General features: G+C 72.5%; 4 protein-coding genes. All 4 read left to right on the top strand.

Features of this window, described 5'->3' with window-relative positions:
* Positions 1-595 precede the first annotated feature (595 nt).
* From ACWDSJ_RS10710 to ACWDSJ_RS10725, 4 genes are read left to right on the top strand one after another with little or no spacing between them, the layout of a single operon-like run.
* Positions 596-10,009, top strand: a complete 9,414-nt coding sequence (locus ACWDSJ_RS10710) for an SDR family NAD(P)-dependent oxidoreductase (RefSeq protein WP_450030981.1) — start codon at positions 596-598, stop codon at positions 10,007-10,009.
* Positions 9,996-15,194 (top strand): thioester reductase domain-containing protein, encoded by a 5,199-nt coding sequence (locus tag ACWDSJ_RS10715; protein ID WP_450030983.1) that lies wholly within the window; start codon positions 9,996-9,998, stop codon positions 15,192-15,194. The genes ACWDSJ_RS10710 and ACWDSJ_RS10715 overlap by 14 nt, the downstream gene beginning before the upstream one ends.
* Complete coding sequence (locus ACWDSJ_RS10720; protein WP_450030985.1) at positions 15,194-16,405, top strand: cytochrome P450; 1,212 nt, start codon at positions 15,194-15,196, stop codon at positions 16,403-16,405. Before ACWDSJ_RS10715 ends, ACWDSJ_RS10720 begins: the two co-directional genes overlap by 1 nt.
* A complete protein-coding gene (locus tag ACWDSJ_RS10725; RefSeq protein WP_450030987.1) occupies positions 16,398-17,900 on the top strand; it encodes a GMC oxidoreductase in 1,503 nt (500 codons plus the stop codon). The genes ACWDSJ_RS10720 and ACWDSJ_RS10725 overlap by 8 nt, the downstream gene beginning before the upstream one ends.
* Positions 17,901-17,902 lie beyond the last annotated feature (2 nt).

Consider the following 17,902-nt stretch of genomic DNA (forward strand, 5'->3'; position numbering starts at 1 on the left):
CAATTCGGTCCCTACACCGTAAAGGGCGAGCTGGGAATTCTCACAACGAGCGGGAAACCTTGTCGTCACGACGGTATGGCAAGGTCTTGCCATAAGCTATTGCGTCGCAAACAAACCGTTCCGTATGGGGAATGGGGATCCCCAGTTGCGGTTCCCGGCTTTCGCTCCGGTTCTGAATAGTTCGATTCGGCAGCTCGCCGGGGAGCTGCGGCGATATCGCCCAACTGGTCGGTTGTCTGATTAGCTGGAAAGTTGACTTATCGCTGTATCGCCAACGGGCGGACGTTTTGACCCCGTGTTCGGCGGTGGCCGGGCGATTGCCGGTAACCGTGGATACACACCTGTTACCCAGAACGGGCGTTGTGCAATCCCGCGAACCGTGTCGTAGACTCGTCCGGGTCGAAGTTGATCATCAGATATCCGGGGGAACAGGTAACCCCGACCAATTCTCGAATTCGTCGTCCTCGCGATTGTTTCGGATATTCGCGGGGGATGAATTTCGGCGCGACGCTCACCGCTGGAGTTGATTGTCGTCGCATGTCCCGACAGTGTTGTCGTTCTGTCGAAAAGGGGGAAGCTTGTGGCCGAGCGTGCCGTGAACTTCGAAACTCTGGTGGACGCCATTCGGCGGCGCGGCGCGTCGACGCCCGACCGGCTGGCCATGCGGTTCGTGCGGCCCACCGCCGCGAATCGGTTCGAGCGGGAGGATTTCACCTACCGTGAGCTGGACGCGGTCGCGCGGTCGGTGGCGGTGCGGTTGCGCTCGTATTGCGAACCGGGACAACGGATTCTGCTGCTGTGCCCGCCCGGGGTGGAGTACATCATGCACTTCTACGGGTGCCTGTACGCCGGGCTCGTCCCCGTGCCCGCGTATCCGCCGGCCTCGAATCGGCATCTGTCGCGGGTGGAGACCATCGCGCGCTCGGCGCGCGCCGGGGCGGTGCTGACGGCGGAAGGCGCTGACCGCCTGGGCCTTTCGACCATTCGCGGCAGCGAGATCCCCACCCTGGCGGCGGCCACCTGGATCGAGGCCGGGCGCGGGAACTTCACCGCGCCCGCGCACGAGTGGGAGCCGCCGGACATCGAGCCGGACACCACCGCGCTGCTCCAGTACACCTCCGGCTCGACGTCCGCGCCCAAGGGCGTCGTCGTCAGTCACGCGAATCTGCTGAACAACGCGCGCATCGCCGAGGACGCCTTCGGCATCACCCCCGACTCCATCGGCGCGGGCTGGCTGCCGCCCTATCACGACATGGGCCTGCTGGGCGGGCTGGTCTCGCCGATCTACAGCGGTTTCCCGGTCGTGGTGATCTCGCCCATGACCTTCGTCCGCGATCCGCTGTACTGGCTCGAGGTCATGGCGCACGAGGGCGCCACCAGCAGCGCGGGACCGAACTTCGCCTATCAGCTGTGTGTGGATCACGCGGATCCGGAGCGGCTGGCGACGCTGGACCTGTCGCGCTGGGAGAGCGCGCTCAACGGGTCGGAGCCGGTGCGGGCCGAGGTGCTCGACGCGTTCGCGGAAACGTTCGCGCCCTGCGGATTTCGCCGGTCGGCGTTCTATCCCTGCTACGGGCTGGCCGAGGCGACGCTGCTGGTCTCGGGCGGTCGCCCGGCCGGGGATCCGGCGGTGGTGACGGCCTCGGCGGACGAGCTCGAACAGGGCCGGGTGACGGCGGCCGACGACGGGACGAAGCGGGTCGCCCGGCTGGTCGGGTCCGGGCGCGTCGCCGCCGAGACCGAGGTCGCCATCGTCGATCCCGCCACGCGGACGGTGCTGCCCGAGGGGCGGGTCGGCGCGGTGTGGATTCGCGGAATCAGCGTCGCCGCAGGGTATTTCGAGAACGAGACCGCGACCGAGGACACCTTCCGGCGGTACACCGACACCGGGGACGGTCCGTATCTCGACCCGGGCGATCTGGGCTGTCTGGTGGACGGTCAGCTGTTCATCGTCGGGCGCACCAAGGAGGCGATGAACTTCCGCGGCCGCAATGTGTATCCCCAGGACGTGGAGGCGGTATCGGTCGGCAGTCATCCGGGTCTGGCCGGAACGCGCTGCGTCGCCTTCGCGATCGAGGTCGGCGGCGAGGACCGGCTCGTGGTGGTGCAGCAGAAGCCGCGCCGGGCGCGCCGCGAGTTCACCGACGCCGAACTGGTCGCCGCCGTGCGCCGCGCGGTCTCCGAGCACTTCCAGCTCGCCGCCTACGACATCCTGCTGGTGCCCGCCCGCGCGATCCCGGTGACCTCCAGTGGCAAACTGCAACGGGCGCAATGCCGTCGGCAGTATCTGGACGGCGAGTTCGGCGGCGTGATCACCGCTTCGGAGCCGCCCGCGACCTCCGCTGTTCCCGATGCCGCCGTGAGCGAGGAGCCCCGGCCCCGGCGCGGGCGGCGCGAGATCGAGGCGTTCATGGTGGCGGCCATCGCACGGCACTCCGGGCTGGCGGCCGAGGAGATCGATGTGCGGGAGCAGTTCGCGACCTATGGGCTGGGGTCGATCCAGGCGGTGCGGATCGCGGCCGATCTGTCCGAGGAATTGGGCATCGACATCCCGCCGACGCTGGCGTGGGAGCATCCGAGCATCGTGCAGGCAGCCGCGGCGCTGGCCGAGCTGGCCGGTGAAACCTTCGGCGGCGCAGCGATTTTCGAGTCGCGGACGGCGACCGACGAGCCGATCGCGGTGGTCGGGGTGGGATGCCGGTTCCCGGGCGGGGTGGAGGGGGCCGAGGAGTTCTGGGAGCTGCTCGTGACCGGGCGGTCCGGGGTGGGCGAGGTGCCGGGCGACCGCTGGGACGTGGCGGAGTTCTACGACGCCGATCCCGACGCGCCGGGGCGGACGTATTCGCGGCACGGCGGATTCCTGTCCGATGTGCGCGGGTTCGACGCCGGACTGTTCGGGATCTCGGCGCGCGAGGCGGCGAGTATGGATCCGCAACAGCGGCTGGTGCTGGAGACGGCGTGGCAGGCGCTGGAACACGCGGGGATCGCGCCGGACGCGCTGCGCGGTTCCGGCACAGGGGTTTTCGTCGGCATGTCCGGCGGGGACTACGAGCGGGTGGCCGCGCGGGCGCGGGGGATCGACGCGATCGACGCCTATGTGGCGACCGGCAATGCCGGGAACTTCGGCGCGAATCGGCTGTCGTACGCGCTCGGTCTGGCCGGGCCGAGTCTCGTGGTCGACACCGCGTGCTCGTCGTCGCTGGTGGCGGTGCATCTCGCGGCGCAGAGCCTGCGCGGCGGCGAATGCGAGCTGGCGTTGGCGGGCGGGGTGAACGTCATGTTGTCGCCGGAGGTGACGATGGCGTTGTCGAAGGGCCGGATGCTCTCCCCGAGCGGCGGGTGCCGCACCTTCGACGCCGCCGCCGACGGCTATGTGCGGGGCGAGGGCTGCGGTTTCGTGGTGCTGCGCCGCCTGTCCGACGCGATCGCGAACGGGGACCGCGTGCTGTGCGTGGTGCGCGGTTCGGCGGTCAATCAGGACGGCCGCAGTTCGGGTCTGACCGCGCCGAGCATGGTCGCCCAGCAGGCCGTCGTGCAGCGCGCCCTCGCCGCCGCCGGACTCGAGCCCGAGCGGGTCGGTTATGTCGAGGCCCACGGCACCGGGACGCCCCTCGGCGATCCGATCGAATTGCGCGCGCTCGCGGCGGTATTGGGCTCCGGACGCGACGAGAACCCGCTGCGCGTGGGCTCGGTGAAGACCAATATCGGCCACCTCGAGGCCGCGGCGGGCATCGCCGGGTTCATCAAGGCCGCCCTCGCCGTGTCACGGGGAGTCATTCCGCCGCATCTCAATCTGCGCGAGCCCACGCCGCACGTCGACTGGGACCGGTTGGGTATCGAGGTGCCCCGCAGGGTCACGCCGTGGGCCGAGCCCGAACGCGTCGCGGGGGTCTCGTCGTTCGGCTTCGGCGGCACCAACGCCCATGTCGTCCTCGCCACCCCCGAGACCGTGGAAGTTGTTGCGCCGCAGCAACGGTCGGTGCCGAAGGCCGAGGTGCCGGTGGTGGTGAAGCTGGCCGGGGCCGATCCGGGCGCGTTGGCCGCGACGGCCGAGCGGCTGGCGGAGCTGGTGGCGGGGGAGCCGACCCTGTCCCCGGCGCAGGTCGCCTGGGCGGCGAATACGCGGCGGGCCGACCTTCCCGTGCGGGCGGCGGTGATCGCCGGGTCGCGGCGAGAACTGCTGGACGGACTGCGGGATACCGCCTCCGGCAACGGGATTCGAGGCCGTCGACGGCGCGGTGGGGCGCCCCGGGTGGCGTTCGTGGCGCCGGGGCACGGGACGCGGATCGCGGGGGCCCTGGCGGGGATCTACGGTGTGGTTCCGGTGGTGACCGAGGTGCTGGACTCCCTCGGGTCGGTGGCGGAACTGCCGTTGTCGGTGCTGGTGCGGACCGGCGACGAGGTCGAGGCGGCCTTGTCGCGGACCGAGGTGGCGCAGCCCGCCCTGTACGCGATGGCGGTGGCGCTGGGGCAGTGGTGGCGATCGGTCGGGGTGGAGCCGGACGTGGTGACCGGGCACAGCGTCGGCGCGTACGCGGCGGCGGCGCTGGCCGGGGTGTTCTCGATCGCCGACGGGGCCGCGCTGATCGCGGCGCGGGGGACGGCGATGGGCGCGCTCGCCGACGGTGACGCCATGGCCGCGATCGGTTGCGCGCCAGCGGAGTTGGCCGAACTCGCGCCGTCGGACGCGGTGACCGTGGCGGTGGTCAACGCCGCGACGGAGATCGTGGTCGCGGGCCCGGGTGATGCGGTGGACGCGGTGGTCGCCGCCGCCGGGGAGCGCGGGATCAAGGCACGACGGCTGCCGGTGGGCCGGGCCTTCCACTCCCGGGCCGTCGAACCCGCGCTGCCGATGTTGCGGGCCGCGTTCGAGAACATCGAATTGTGCCAGCCGACAATCGATTTCGTCTCCGACACCACCGGCGAGGTGGTGACCGGCGAACCCACCGAGGTGGAGTACTGGCTCACCCACACCCGCCAGCCGGTCCGCTTCGACGCGGCCGTGGCGACCGTGCACGCGCGCCGCGCCGACACCGTCGTCGAACTCGGGCCGGGCGGGCTGCTGTCCCTGCTCGCCACCCATCCCGACGCGCGCGAACCGCTGTGCGTGCCCTCGGCCGGAACCGCCGACCCGCACCGGCGGCTGCTCGAATCGCTGGCCCGGGTGTGGGCCGACGGCAGCCGGATCGATTGGGCGGCAACCCAATTCGTGCCCGACCGGATACCGGAGCTGCCCACCTACCCGTTCCAGCGCGTCCCGTACTGGATCACGGACGAGCATCCGATCCACGCCGAGGCCGCGACCCCGGAACCGGGCGGCGAGGTCGCCTACACGGTGGACGCGGAGATCGACCGGCTGCAAACGGAATTGGCGCGGCTGCTCGGACTGCCCGCGGGCGAGCGCGTCGATCCCGACGCGGGCTTGTTCGACGTGGGCCTCACCTCCGCCATGGCCGTGGAACTGCTCACCACCCTGCGCGCGACCCATACGGTGCCGCTGCCGCCGACGGTCGTGTTCGAACATCCGACGATCGCCCGGCTGGCCGCCTACCTGAGCAGCCAGGCCGCCGCGACCGCCCCGGCGCGGCGGCGGGCGACGCCGAGCGCCGAACCGATCGCCATCGTCGGCATGGCCTGTCGCTTCCCGGGCGGCGCCGACGATCTCGATGGCTATTGGGATCTGTTGATCTCCGGACGCGACGGCACCGGACCGGTTCCGGCGGACCGGCCCTGGCTGCGCACCGACGGCCCCGAATTCCGCGCGGGCTTCCTCGATGTGCCGGTGGCCGACTTCGACGCCGAGGCGTTCGGCATCTCCCCGCGCGAGGCGCGCGGCATGGACCCGCAACAGCGGCTGCTGCTCGAGGTGGTGTGGGAGGCGCTCGACGACGCCGGCATCGCCCGCGACCGGTTGCGGGGCGCGGCCGGTTCGGTGTACGTGGGCATGAACACCACCGACTATCTGCAACTGCTCGCGGCCGAACGCAGCACGGTCGACCCGTATTTCGCCACCGGCAACACCTTCAGCGTCGCCGCCGGGCGGGTGTCGTATCTGCTGGGGTTGCGCGGGCCGAGCATGGCGATCGACACCGCGTGCTCGTCGTCGCTGGTGGCGACCGATCACGCCGTGACCGATCTGCGCACGGGCCGGGCGGATATCGCGGTGGTCGGCGGCGTGAACCTCATCCTGTCGCCCGCGACGACGTCGAGCCTGTCGAGTATGGGCGCGCTGGCCGCCGACGGCCGCTGCAAGACCTTCGACGCCACCGCCGACGGCTACGGGCGCGGCGAGGGGTGCGGTGTGCTGATCCTCAAACGACTCTCCGACGCCCGCCGCGACGGCGACCGGATCTGGGCGCTGGTGCGGGGCAGCGAGGTCAACCAGGACGGCCGCAGCGCCGGGCTGACCGTGCCCAGCGGCACCGCCCAGGCCGAGGTCATCTCCGGCGCGGTGCGGGCCGCGGGCGTGACCCCGCAGTCGGTCGGCTACGTGGAGGCGCACGGGACGGGCACCCCGCTCGGCGACCCGATCGAACTGGCGGCCATGACCGCGGCCCTGCGGCCCGATCCGGACGCGGCGCCGCCGCTCGTCGTCGGATCGGCCAAGACGAATGTCGGTCATCTGGAGGCGGCGGCCGGGGTGTGCGGGCTGATCAAACTTGCGCTGTCGTTGTGGCACAAGCGAATTCCGCCGCATCTGCACTATCGTGACCCGAATCCGGCCGTGCCGTGGGGTGCGACGCCGGTGGTCATCCCGACCGAACCAGTGCCGTGGCCCGAACACGCCGACGGCCGTATCGGGGGCGTGAGTTCGTTCGGCTTCAGCGGCACCAACGCCCACGTCATTCTCCAGGAGGCGCCCGCGCCGACAGTCGCGGAGCCCGCGGCGGCGACCGGCGATCCGGAACTGGTCGTGGTCAGCGCCGCGACCCCGGAATCGTTGCGCGACAACGCGATCGCGCTCGCCGACCGGCTCGGCGACGAACTCGCCGTCCGCGATGTCGCCGCCACCCTGGCCCGGCACCGCACGATCGACCCCTACCGGGCGGCGGTGGTGGCCGACTCCCTCGCCGCGCTGCGCACCGCACTGGGCGGCGTCTCCGGCGCGGAAACGGTCCGGGCCACGGCCCGCTCCCGCACCGGGCTGGTGTTCGTCTACTCCGGGCAGGGCGGCCAATGGCCCGGCCTGGGCGCGCGGGTGCTGGCCGAACCGCTGCTGCGCGCGACCCTCGAGGACTGCGACGCGATCGTCCGCCGCGCCGGAAACTGGTCGCTGCTGGCGGAATTCGGCAGACCCGAGGGACAGTCCCGGCTCGACGACACCCGCTACGCGCAGGCCGCGATCTGCGCGGTGCAGATCGCGCTGACCGATCTGTGGGCGCGCTGGGGCATCCGGCCCGGCGCGGTCGTCGGCCACAGCGTCGGCGAGATCGCCGCCGGATACGCCGCCGGGGCCCTGACCCGGGAGGCGGCGCTGCGGCTGGCCGTCGCGCGCGGCGCGGCGATGGCCGACACCCGGGGCCGCGGGGCCATGGTCGCGATCGGCCTGCCCGTCGCGCGGGTGCGGGAACTGCTCGACGGCGACGAGGTGTGCGTCGCGGCCGTCAACGGACCCGCCGCGACGGTGCTCGCCGGTCCGGTCGAGGCCGTCGACGAGATCGCCCGCCGCGCCGCCGCGCACGGCGCCCCGACCCGAACCATCCAGTCCGACTACGCCTTCCACAGCCCGCAGATGGCGGCGGCGGCGAACGCCCTGCCGGAGCTGATCGCCGAGGTGCCGTTGCGCGCCCCGGCGATCCGGTTCTACTCCACCTCGCTCGGCCGCCGCGCCGAACAGGAGCTGACCGATCCGGCGTACTGGGCGGCCGCGGTCACCCGGCCGGTGCTGTTCGCGGCAGCGCTCGCCGCGGCCGTGGACGAGGGGGTGCGGGACGTGCTCGAGATCGGCCCGGATCGCACCCTCGCGGGCGCGGTGCGGCAGACACCGGATCTCACCTACGTGCCGACCATGGTGCGGGACAACGCCGTTCGCCGCAGTACGCTCGACGCGGCGGGCCGGTTGCTCGAACACGGCCATCCCGTCGCGCTCGAGGCCCTGTACCCGGCGGGCGGCTACCGCCGCCTCGACCTGCCCGCCTACCGCTGGCACCGGCAGCGGCACTGGCTGCCGACCATCACCGCGAGCGCCACCGCCGTGGACTGCGATCTCTACGACATCGACTGGCGCGCAACCGAATCCGTGACCGCCGCGGTGCCGCCCGGCAGCCGGTGGCTGCTCGTCGCCGACGGCGGGGAGCTCGCCGGACGGCTGGCCCGCGAATTGACGGTCGCGGGCGCGACGGCCGAGACGATCACTCCCGGAACCGAGGTGCCCGCAGGCGAATTCGCCGGTGCGATCGTTCTCCCCAGTCCGGGAACCGGCCGCGCCCCGGAGGCGGTCTCCGCCGAGATCCACCGCGCCACGAGCGCGGTGCTCGGCACCGTCCAGGCGTGGCTCGCGGGCGGACGGACGGGCCGGGTCTTCGTCGTCACCCGCGGCGCGGTGCCCGCCGCCGACCACCCCCTCACGGTCGAGCACGCCCCGCTCTGGGGTCTGGCCCGCACCATCGGGCTCGAACATCCCGCGCTGTGGGGCGCGGCGATCGACCTCGACCCCGCCAGCGCCGACCCGGACGGCGACGCCCTCGCCGTCCTCGCGCAGATCACCGGCGACACCGTGGAGGATCAGGTCGCCTTCCGCGGCGACCGGCGGCTGGTGCCCCGCCTGCGTCGCGCCACGACCACGGCCACACCGCCGCCCGAATTGGATTCGGACGCCGCGTATCTGGTGACCGGCGGCCTCGGCTCGCTCGGACTGCGGATCGCGGACTGGTTGGTCCGGCGCGGCGCACGGCATCTGGTCCTGCTCGGCCGCCGCGACCCCGCCGACCATCCCGCCGAGGTCCGGGACGCGCTCGCGGCGCTGCGGGAACGCGGCGTGCGGGTGCACACCCCGGCCGCCGATGTCGCCGATCCCCGGCGCATGGCCGAGGTGTTCGACGGCGACACCGACTGGCCGCCGGTACGCGGCGTCGTGCACGCTGCGGGCGCGCTGGACGCCGCCCCGATCGCCTCGATGGGGATGGATCAGTTCGACGCGGTGCTGCGCGCCAAGGTCCAAGGTGCGCTGGTCCTGGATTCACTTGCCGCGCTCGCGGATACGGACTTCTTCGTCCTGTTCTCCTCCGCGGCCGCGGTATGGGGTTCGGCGCTGGCCGGGCACTACTGCGCGGCGAACCACTTCCTCGACATGCTCGCCTGGGACCGGCGCGCCCGCGGGCGCACCGCGACCGCGATCGACTGGGGCTGGTGGCGCGACAGCGCCATGGCCGCCGGACACGGCGAGTACTTCGCGGCCATGGGCATGAGCGAACTCGCGCCGGACACCGCGCTCGCGGTGCTCGACACCCTCGTCGGCGGCGCGGCCCCGCAGACCGTGGCCGCTCCGGTGGACTGGTCGAGGTTCCTGCCGGTGATGCAGGCCAAACGGCAGCGGCCCCTGCTGGCCGACATGGCCGGGTCCGGCGGCGGGACCGACGGGAACGAGGCCGCCCGCGAATTCGTCACGCGGCTGGGCACCTTCGCGCCCGCCGCGCGGCGACGCGCCCTCGAGGACGCCCTGCAACGGGAGGTCGCGACCGTGCTGGGCCGCTCGGAGCGCACCCGGCTCGACCCACGGCAGGGCTTCTTCGAATCGGGGATGGACTCGATCACCAGCGTCGAACTCAAGACCCGCGTCGAGCGGCTCATCGGCCGCCCGATCCCGGTCACCACCGTGTTCGAACACCCCACCATCGCCGACCTCACCACCTACCTGCTCACCTTGGTCGAGCTCGCCGACCCCGAAACCCCGGGCGGCGCAGCGCCGTCCGAGAACGCGGCGGACGACCTGCTCGATCTGAGCGAGGCGGAGCTGCTCGAACTGCTCGACCAGGAACTCGATACCGGGAGGATCGATGACAAGCACTGATCGTGAGGCGACGCTACGGCGGGCGCTGCTGGAGGTGCGCGCCGCCCGGGAGGCCGCGGCCAAGGCGGAGCGGGCGCTGACCGAACCGATCGCCGTCGTCGGCGTCGGCTGCCGCCTGCCGGGCGGGGTCACCGGACTCGACGACTACTGGGATCTGTTGGCGCACGGGCGTTCCGGCGTCACCGAGACGCCCGGCGACCGCTGGAAGATCGACGACTTCTTCGACGCCGATCCCGACCGGCCGGGCCGCACCTATTCCCGGCACGGCGGATTCCTCAGCGACGTGCGGGGTTTCGACGCCGCGCTGTTCGGGGTGCCGCCGCGCGAGGCGGTCGCCATCGACCCGCAGCACCGGATGGTGCTCGAAGTCGCCTGGGAGGCACTCGAACACGCCGGGATCGCACCGGATTCACTGCGCGGGTCGGCCACGGGGGTGTTCATCGGTATGGGCGGCGGCGACTACGAGCGGCTCGGCGCGGCCGCGCACGGCGTGGAGGCCATCGACGCCTACGTCGCGACCGGCAACGCCGCCAACTTCGGGGCCAACCGGCTGTCGTACGCGCTCGGGCTCGAGGGTCCGAGCCTGGTGGTCGACACCGCGTGCTCGTCGTCGCTGGTGTCGCTGCACCTCGCGGTGCACAGCCTGCGGGCGGGGGAGTGCGATCTCGCGCTGGCCGGTGGCGTGAACCTGGTGCTGTCGCCGGAGGTGACCGTCGCGCTGTCGAAGGGCCGGATGCTCTCCCCGACGGGGCAGTGCCGCACCTTCGACGCCGCCGCCGACGGCTACGTGCGCGGCGAGGGCTGCGGCATCGTGGCGCTGCGCACCCTGTCGGCGGCGCAGGCCGCGGGCGACACCGTGCTGTGCGTCATCAAGGGCAGCGCCGTGAACCAGGACGGCCGCACCTCCGGCCTGACCGTGCCGCGAGCGTCCGCGCAGCGCAGCGTGATTCGGCGCGCGCTGGCCGCGGCGCGGGTGGCCCCGTCGGAGGTCGGCTACGTCGAGGCGCACGGCACCGGCACCCCGCTGGGGGATCCGATCGAGGTGCGGGCGCTCGCCGACGCGCTCGGCGCGGACCGCCCGGCGGATCGGCCGCTGCGGCTGGGCTCGGTGAAGACCAATATCGGGCACCTGGAGGCGGCCGCGGGCATCGCCGGATTCCTCAAGGCCGCGCTCGTCGTGGCCAAGGGACAGATCCCACCGCATCTCAATCTGGCGCAACCAAATCCGCATCTGGACTGGGATCGGCTGCCGGTGCGGGTGCCGCGCGTGCTCACCGACTGGGGTGACGGGCCGCGCGTCGCGGGCGTGTCCTCGTTCGGATTCGGCGGCACCAACGCGCATCTCGTGGTGGCCGCGCCGCCGAGCGTCGAACCCGCGGGCGAGGCGGTGAATGAACCGGTGGCGGTGAAGGTTTCGGGCGCGACGGCGCAGGCGCTCACCGATGCGGCGCGGCGACTGGCGGACGCCGTGGACCGCGAAACCGGCTGGCGCACAACACAGGTGGCGTGGACGGCCGGAACCGGGCGGGCGGATCTGGCCCATCGCGGCGCGGTCGTGGCCGCGACCCCCGAGGACCTGGTGACCGGGCTGCGGGAGCTCGCGGCGGGCGGCGGCCTGCGCGGGCGGCGCGACCCCAACGCGCTGCCGCGCGTCGCCATGATCGCGCCGGGCCACGGCACCCGGCTCGCCGGGGCGCTCGCGGGGCTGTACGGGGTCGATCCGGTCATCACCGAGGTCGTCGACGGCCTCGGCGGTGCGGGCGATCTACCCCTGTCGGTGCTGATCGAGTCCGGTCCCGCGGCCGAGGCCGCCCTGACCCGTACCGAGGTGGCGCAGCCCGCCCTGTACGCGCTGGCCGTCGCGCTCGGCCAGTGGTGGCGGTCGGTCGGCGTGGAACCCGATCTGGTCGTCGGGCACAGCGTGGGCGCCTACGCCGCCGCCGCGCTCGCGGGGGTGTTCACCGTCGCCGAGGGCGCGGAGCTCATCGCCGCCCGCGCCGCCGCCATGGCCGAACTCACCGACGACGGGGCCATGGCCGCGATCGCCTGTCCCGCGGCCGATTTGGCGGAGCTGCCCGAGGTGGCGTCCGGCGCGGTCGTGGTGGCGGTGATCAACAGCCCGAACGACACGGTGGTGTCCGGGCGCGCCGCGGACGTCGACGCCGTCGTGGCCGCCGTGACCGGGCGCGGCGTGCGGGCCAAGCGGCTCCCGGTCACGCAGGGTTTCCACTCCCCGCTCGTCGAGCCCGCGCTCGATCCGCTGCGCAAGGCGTTCGCGGAGGTCCGATTGTCGCCCCCGGCAATCGATTTCGTGTCCGACACCACCGGGGCGCTGGCGACCGACGCGGTCACCGATCCGGCGTACTGGACCGACCACACCCGGCGGTCCGTGCGGTTCGCCGACGCGCTGGACACCGTGCTCGCCCGCGAGGTGACCACCGTGATCGAACTCGGCCCGGGCGCGCTGCTGTCGCTGATCCGCAATCACCCCGCCGGCCGCGATATCGGTTGCGTCGCCACCCTCGCCTCCGGCGGGGGCCGAGAGGCGTTGCTGGCGGCGGTGAGTCGGCTGTGGGTCGCGGGCGCGACGATCGACTGGCGGGCCGTGCATCCGCGACCGGCCCGGCCCGCCACGCTGCCGACCTACCCGTTCGAGCACACCCCGTACTGGATTCCGCGGCCGCGCGCCGACCGGTCCGACCGGCCCGCGCCGCCGCCGCTCGCCGACGACGCGACGGGCGCGCTCGACCCGGCCGTGGTGCGGGCGGCCACCGGGGGCGCGCTGTCGCAGACGCGGATCTCGGCGGCGACGATCCCGTTCCTCGACGAACACGTCGTGCACGATGTGCGCGTGGTGCCCGGCGTCGTGCTGCTCGAGCTCGCCCTGCGCACCGCCGAATCGCTGACCACCGAACCCGTTGTGGCCGAACAGGTCTCGATCCAGCATCCGGTGGTGGCCGCCGACGAGGTGGAACTCGACGTGCAGGTGCTGGTGTCCGCCTTCGAGGACGGCCGGGCGACCGCCGAGATCTACAGCGCCACGGCCGGTTCCACGGTGTGGACGCGGCACGCGACGGTGACCCTCGCGCAGCGCGGGAACGGCGCGCCGCCGGAGATCGGTCCGGCCGAGCTGTTCCTCGAACATCCCCGCGTGGTCAACGACGCCGAGTTCTACGACAAGGTGTGGCATCCGCGCTTCGTGCTCGGCCCCAGCTTCCGGCTCATCGACCACGCCCAGCTCGGCACGGGCGCGGCCATCGGCGCCCTGCGCGCGCCCGAGCCGGGCTGCGGTGGCGAGATCGCCGGGGTGCGCGCCGAACTGCTCGCCTTCGACGCCTGCATCCAGTTGGTGTCGGCGGCCTGGGAGCCGGACCAGGATCCCGAGGCCGAGCGGCCGGTGTTGCTGGGCACCGGATTCGAACGGATGGAGGTCTTCGGCGACCCGGACGGCGATCGCATGAGCTGTACCGTCGAACTCACCGAGAGCACCGCCACGAGCGTGCGCGGCGACATCCGCGTCTATCTCGACGACCGGCTCTCGGCCCGGCTGTCGGGGGTGTCGTTCGCCCCGGTGACCGCGGCCATGCTGGATCGGCTGGTGCACGCCAGCAGGCAGGCCCAGCACGGGCACGGCCGGTTGGCGGCGGTGACCGCGCCCGACGTGGCCGAGCTGCGCCGGGCCGACCGGGTCGCCGCCCACGACACCCTGCTGGCCTACGTCGTGGACATCCTCGCCGCCGTCATGGGGTGCGAGAGCGAGCAGATCGACACCCTCGCCCAGTTCAACGAGATGGTCGACTCGCTGATGATGGCCGAACTGAAGAACAAGGTCGAACGCGACCTCGATCTGGCCGTCCCGCTCGAGGCCCTGTTCGATCACCCCACCCCGCGGCGGCTGACCGACTGGCTCGTCACCGAGATCACCGCCGAGGCAACCGAATCCGGCGGCGAGGACGCGCCGAAACGCTCCCGCACCGGCATCCGCATCCGGCGCAAGACCGTCGAGGAGATGACCGCCCTCGCCGATCCGGGCGACGACATCACCGTGAACGGGACGCCCGACGACTCGCGCGGCGAGGTGTTGCTCACCGGCGCAACGGGTTTCGTCGGCGCGTTCCTGTTGCGCGAACTGCTCGACCGGCACGAGCGGGTGCACTGCCCGGTCCGCGCCGAGGATCCCGGGCACGCCCGCCGCCGCCTCGCCGCCAACCTCGCCGCCTACGGATTGCCCTGCAACGACGCCGATCTCGCGCGCATCGAACCGCTCGCCGCCGATCTCGGCGAACCGTTCGCGGGGCTGGGACCGGCCGACTACGACCGGCTCAGCGCCCGCGTCGGGCATATCGTGCACGCCGGGGCGCTGGTCAAGTGGACCTATCCGTTCCGGGGGCTGGAGGCGGTGAACATCGGCGGCACCCGCGAACTGCTGCGGCTGGCCACCTGGGGCGCGCCCATTCCGTTCCACTTCCTGTCCACCGTCGGGGTGTTCTCCTCCCGCGAGTACCTGCGCGACCATGTCGACGAGGACGAACCGCTCGACAACAGCGGCGCCCTGGTCGTCGGCTACGCCCAGACCAAATGGATCGCCGAGAAGATGGTGCGCCGCACCGCCGAACGCGGCCTGCCGGTCACCATCCACCGGATCAACACCGCCGGGCACAGCGTCACCGGCGCGTTCAACAAGCTCGATCACCTGTCCATGCTCGTCAAGGGCTGCATCGAGGCCGGGATCGCGCCGCTGCGCGGGGAGATGCCGATCCAGCCCGCCCCGGTCGACCACGTGGCCCGCGCCATCGCCGCCTGCACCACCGAACCCGAATTGCTCGGCCGCACACTGCATCTGGTGAGCGGACGGGCGATGCCGTGGCCGGAGTTCTTCGACACCCTCGACGACTTCGGCTACCGGCTGCGGCGGCTGCCGTTCGACCAGTGGCGCGAACAGATCCTGCGGCGCGGGTCGAGCAGCATGGCCCTGCTCGGGCTGATGCCGTTCCTCAGCGATTCGGTCGACCACGTGCGGCTGCCGCTGTCGCACAGCGCGGCGACGGAGGCGGCGCTCGAACGGGTCGGGCTGGTCTGCCCGCCGCTCGACGCCGACCAGGTTCGAATCTACTTGCGGCGCTTCGTCGAATCCGGCTTCGTCCGGTCCCCCGACACCACCACCCTGCGACGAAAGGCTGGCTGATGACCACCCTCACCATCGACCTCGCCGACCCGGAGTACCGCCTCAACCCGTGGCCGAAGTACGAGAAGCTGCGCGAGCGGCGCGTGCACTATCTGCCCGAGGCCACCTGGGACGGTCACGACCTGTACGTGTACGCCTGCTACGACGAGGTCAACGAGGCGCTGCGCAACAAGGAGGTCTACTCCTCCCACATCCAGCGCGAGGGCATGCTCAACGTGCCCATGCTCGTCAACCGCGACGCCCCCGAACACACCCGGCTGCGCAAGATGGCCAACCGCGCCTTCAACGCCAGACTCGTTCGGACGCTGGGGGATTGGGTGCAGGACATCGTCGACGAGCTGATCGCCGACATCCTCGCCCAGCCCCGGGTGGAGTTCGTGGAGGCGTTCACCACCGCGCTGCCGCTGCGCGTGGTCGGGGGGATGCTCGGCGTGCCGCTGGACCGCAAGGCCGAACTGCGCCGCTGGTCCCAGGGCGTGATGGACGGCTTCGCGGTGGCGGCGGGCATGGACCCCGATCTCGCGCCCGGCTACTACGAGGACGTCCTGGAGTTCAGCAACTACATGGACGAACTGGCCTCCCAGCGCCTCGGCGGACCCAATCGCGGCGACATCCTCGGCGAGCTGGTGGCCCAGGAGGAGACCGGCGAGATGACCCGCGACGAACTGGTCACCATGGCCTGGTCGTTCATCGCCGCCGGACACGAGACCACGATGAACCTGCTCGGCGGCGGATTCAAGATGCTGCTCGAGGACGACGAGCTGGCGGCGCGGCTGCGCGAACGGCCCGAGGACACCAAGGAATTCATCGACGAGTTCCTGCGGCTGTACAGCCCCACCCAGTGGCTGCTGCGGCGGGCCTCGCGGGAACTGCGGGTGGGCGATGTCGACATTCCGGCGGGCGGGCTCATCCACGTGGTGATCGGGTCGGCCAACCGCGACGAGAACCACTTCCCCGACGCGGCCCGGCTCGATCTGGACCGGCACAACAAGCGCGACCATCTGGGTTTCGGTGCCGGACCGCACTTCTGCCCCGGCGCGGCGCTGTCGCGGCTGCTGGCCGAGCACGCCTTCCGGTCGCTGTATCAGGTGCGGCACCGCTTCTCGCTGGATCCGGCCGATCCGCCGCGGCTGCGCACGCGGCAGGGCTCGTTCGGCTACTCGTATCTGCCGGTGCTGGTCGACGCGAAGGCGGCGGAGCCTGGTGCGTAGACGGTCCCTCCTGGTCGGCGGCGCGCTGCTCGGCGCCGCGCTCGCCGCCCCCGGCCGGGCCCACGCCGCCGCACCCGAGACCGCCGACATCGTCATCGTCGGCAGCGGGTACGCGGGATCGGTCGCGGCACTTCGGTTGGCGCAGGCCGGTTTTCGCAGCGTCGTGCTCGAGCGCGGGCGGTCGTGGCGGATCACCGGACCCGACACCTTCGCCACGCCCGAACATCCCGACGGCCGCGCGGTATGGCTGCCGGGTCCGACCGGCGCGGTGTCGACCGGGGTGCTCGAGGCGTTCCCGGCGCGCGGCATCGTCGGGCTGCTCGGCGCGGGCGTGGGCGGGGGATCGCTGGTGAACAACGCGGTCATGGCCGAACCCGGCGCGGCGGCGTTCGACCGCACGTTCGGCGGGCTGCTCGACCACGCCGAGATGACCGGCACCTGGTACCCGCGGGCGCGGGCGCTGATCGGACCGTCCCCGATCCCCGCCGATCTGCTCGACTCGCCGAGCTACGCCGACGCCCGCGCGTTCCGGGACCTCGCCGAGCGGGCCGGATACGATCCGACGCTGCTGCCGCTGGCCCTGGACTGGGACACCGTGCGGGCCGAGATCGCCGGGGCCGCACCGGCTTCCGCCATCGCCGGACACTCCATGTTCGGCATCAACAGCGGGGCCAAACGCAGCGTGGATCGCACCATCATGGCCGCCGCGCTGGACACCGGCCTGGTCGAGCTGCGCGCGTTGTCGCCGGTACGGGGGATCGGCCGCCACGACGACGGGTACCGGATCGACTACGGCGAGCTCGACGCGGCCGGAAACCTCGGCGCCACAAGGACTCTCGTGGCGCCGCGGGTGCTGCTGGCCGCCGGATCGATCGGCACCACCGGGCTGCTCGTGCGGGCCCGCGCGGCCGGGGACCTGCCGGAGGTCAACGACGAGGTGGGGCGGCGGTGGGGGACCGGCGGCGATCACCTGGTCGCGATCGGCGGGTTCCCGCCCGCGGGGGGTGGTCAGGGCGGGCCCGCGCATGTCGGCCTGGTCGACGAGAGCGGGGACGTGCCGGTCACCCTGTTGAGCTTCCCGCTCGGCAAGACTCTCGGCGGCGACCTCGCCGGGGGCGTGCTGGCCGTGTCGGATCCGCCCGCGCTGGGCACGATTCGCGCCGACGCGGGCGGGCTGGTGGTGGACTGGCCCGCCGGGCATCCGGAGATCGTGCGCGTCGCCGACGCCGTGCGGTCGACCGCGCAACGGCTCGCCGCCGCGCGCGGCGGCGCGAGTTTCGGTGTGAGCGGGGCGATCACGACCTCGCACAGCCTCGGCGGCGCGGTGCTCGGGGCGGCGACCGACGAGACGGGGGAGGTGTTCGGCTGTCCCGGTTTGCACGTCATCGATTCGGCGCTGCTGCCGGGATCGTGCGCGGCCGTACCGCCCGCGCTCACCGTCACCGCCGTCGCCGACCGCTGCGTCACCACCCTCCTCCGCACCCTGCACCGCTGAAC

It is taken from the genome of Nocardia sp. NPDC003482 (assembly GCF_053588115.1).

What these genes read in the sequence shown, in the direction of transcription:
- ACWDSJ_RS10715 (WP_450030983.1), top strand. Translation starts at nt 9,996, where the DNA reads ATGACAAGCACTGATCGTGAGGCGACGCTACGGCGGGCGCTGCTGGAG.
- ACWDSJ_RS10720 (WP_450030985.1), top strand. Translation starts at nt 15,194, where the DNA reads ATGACCACCCTCACCATCGACCTCGCCGACCCGGAGTACCGCCTCAAC.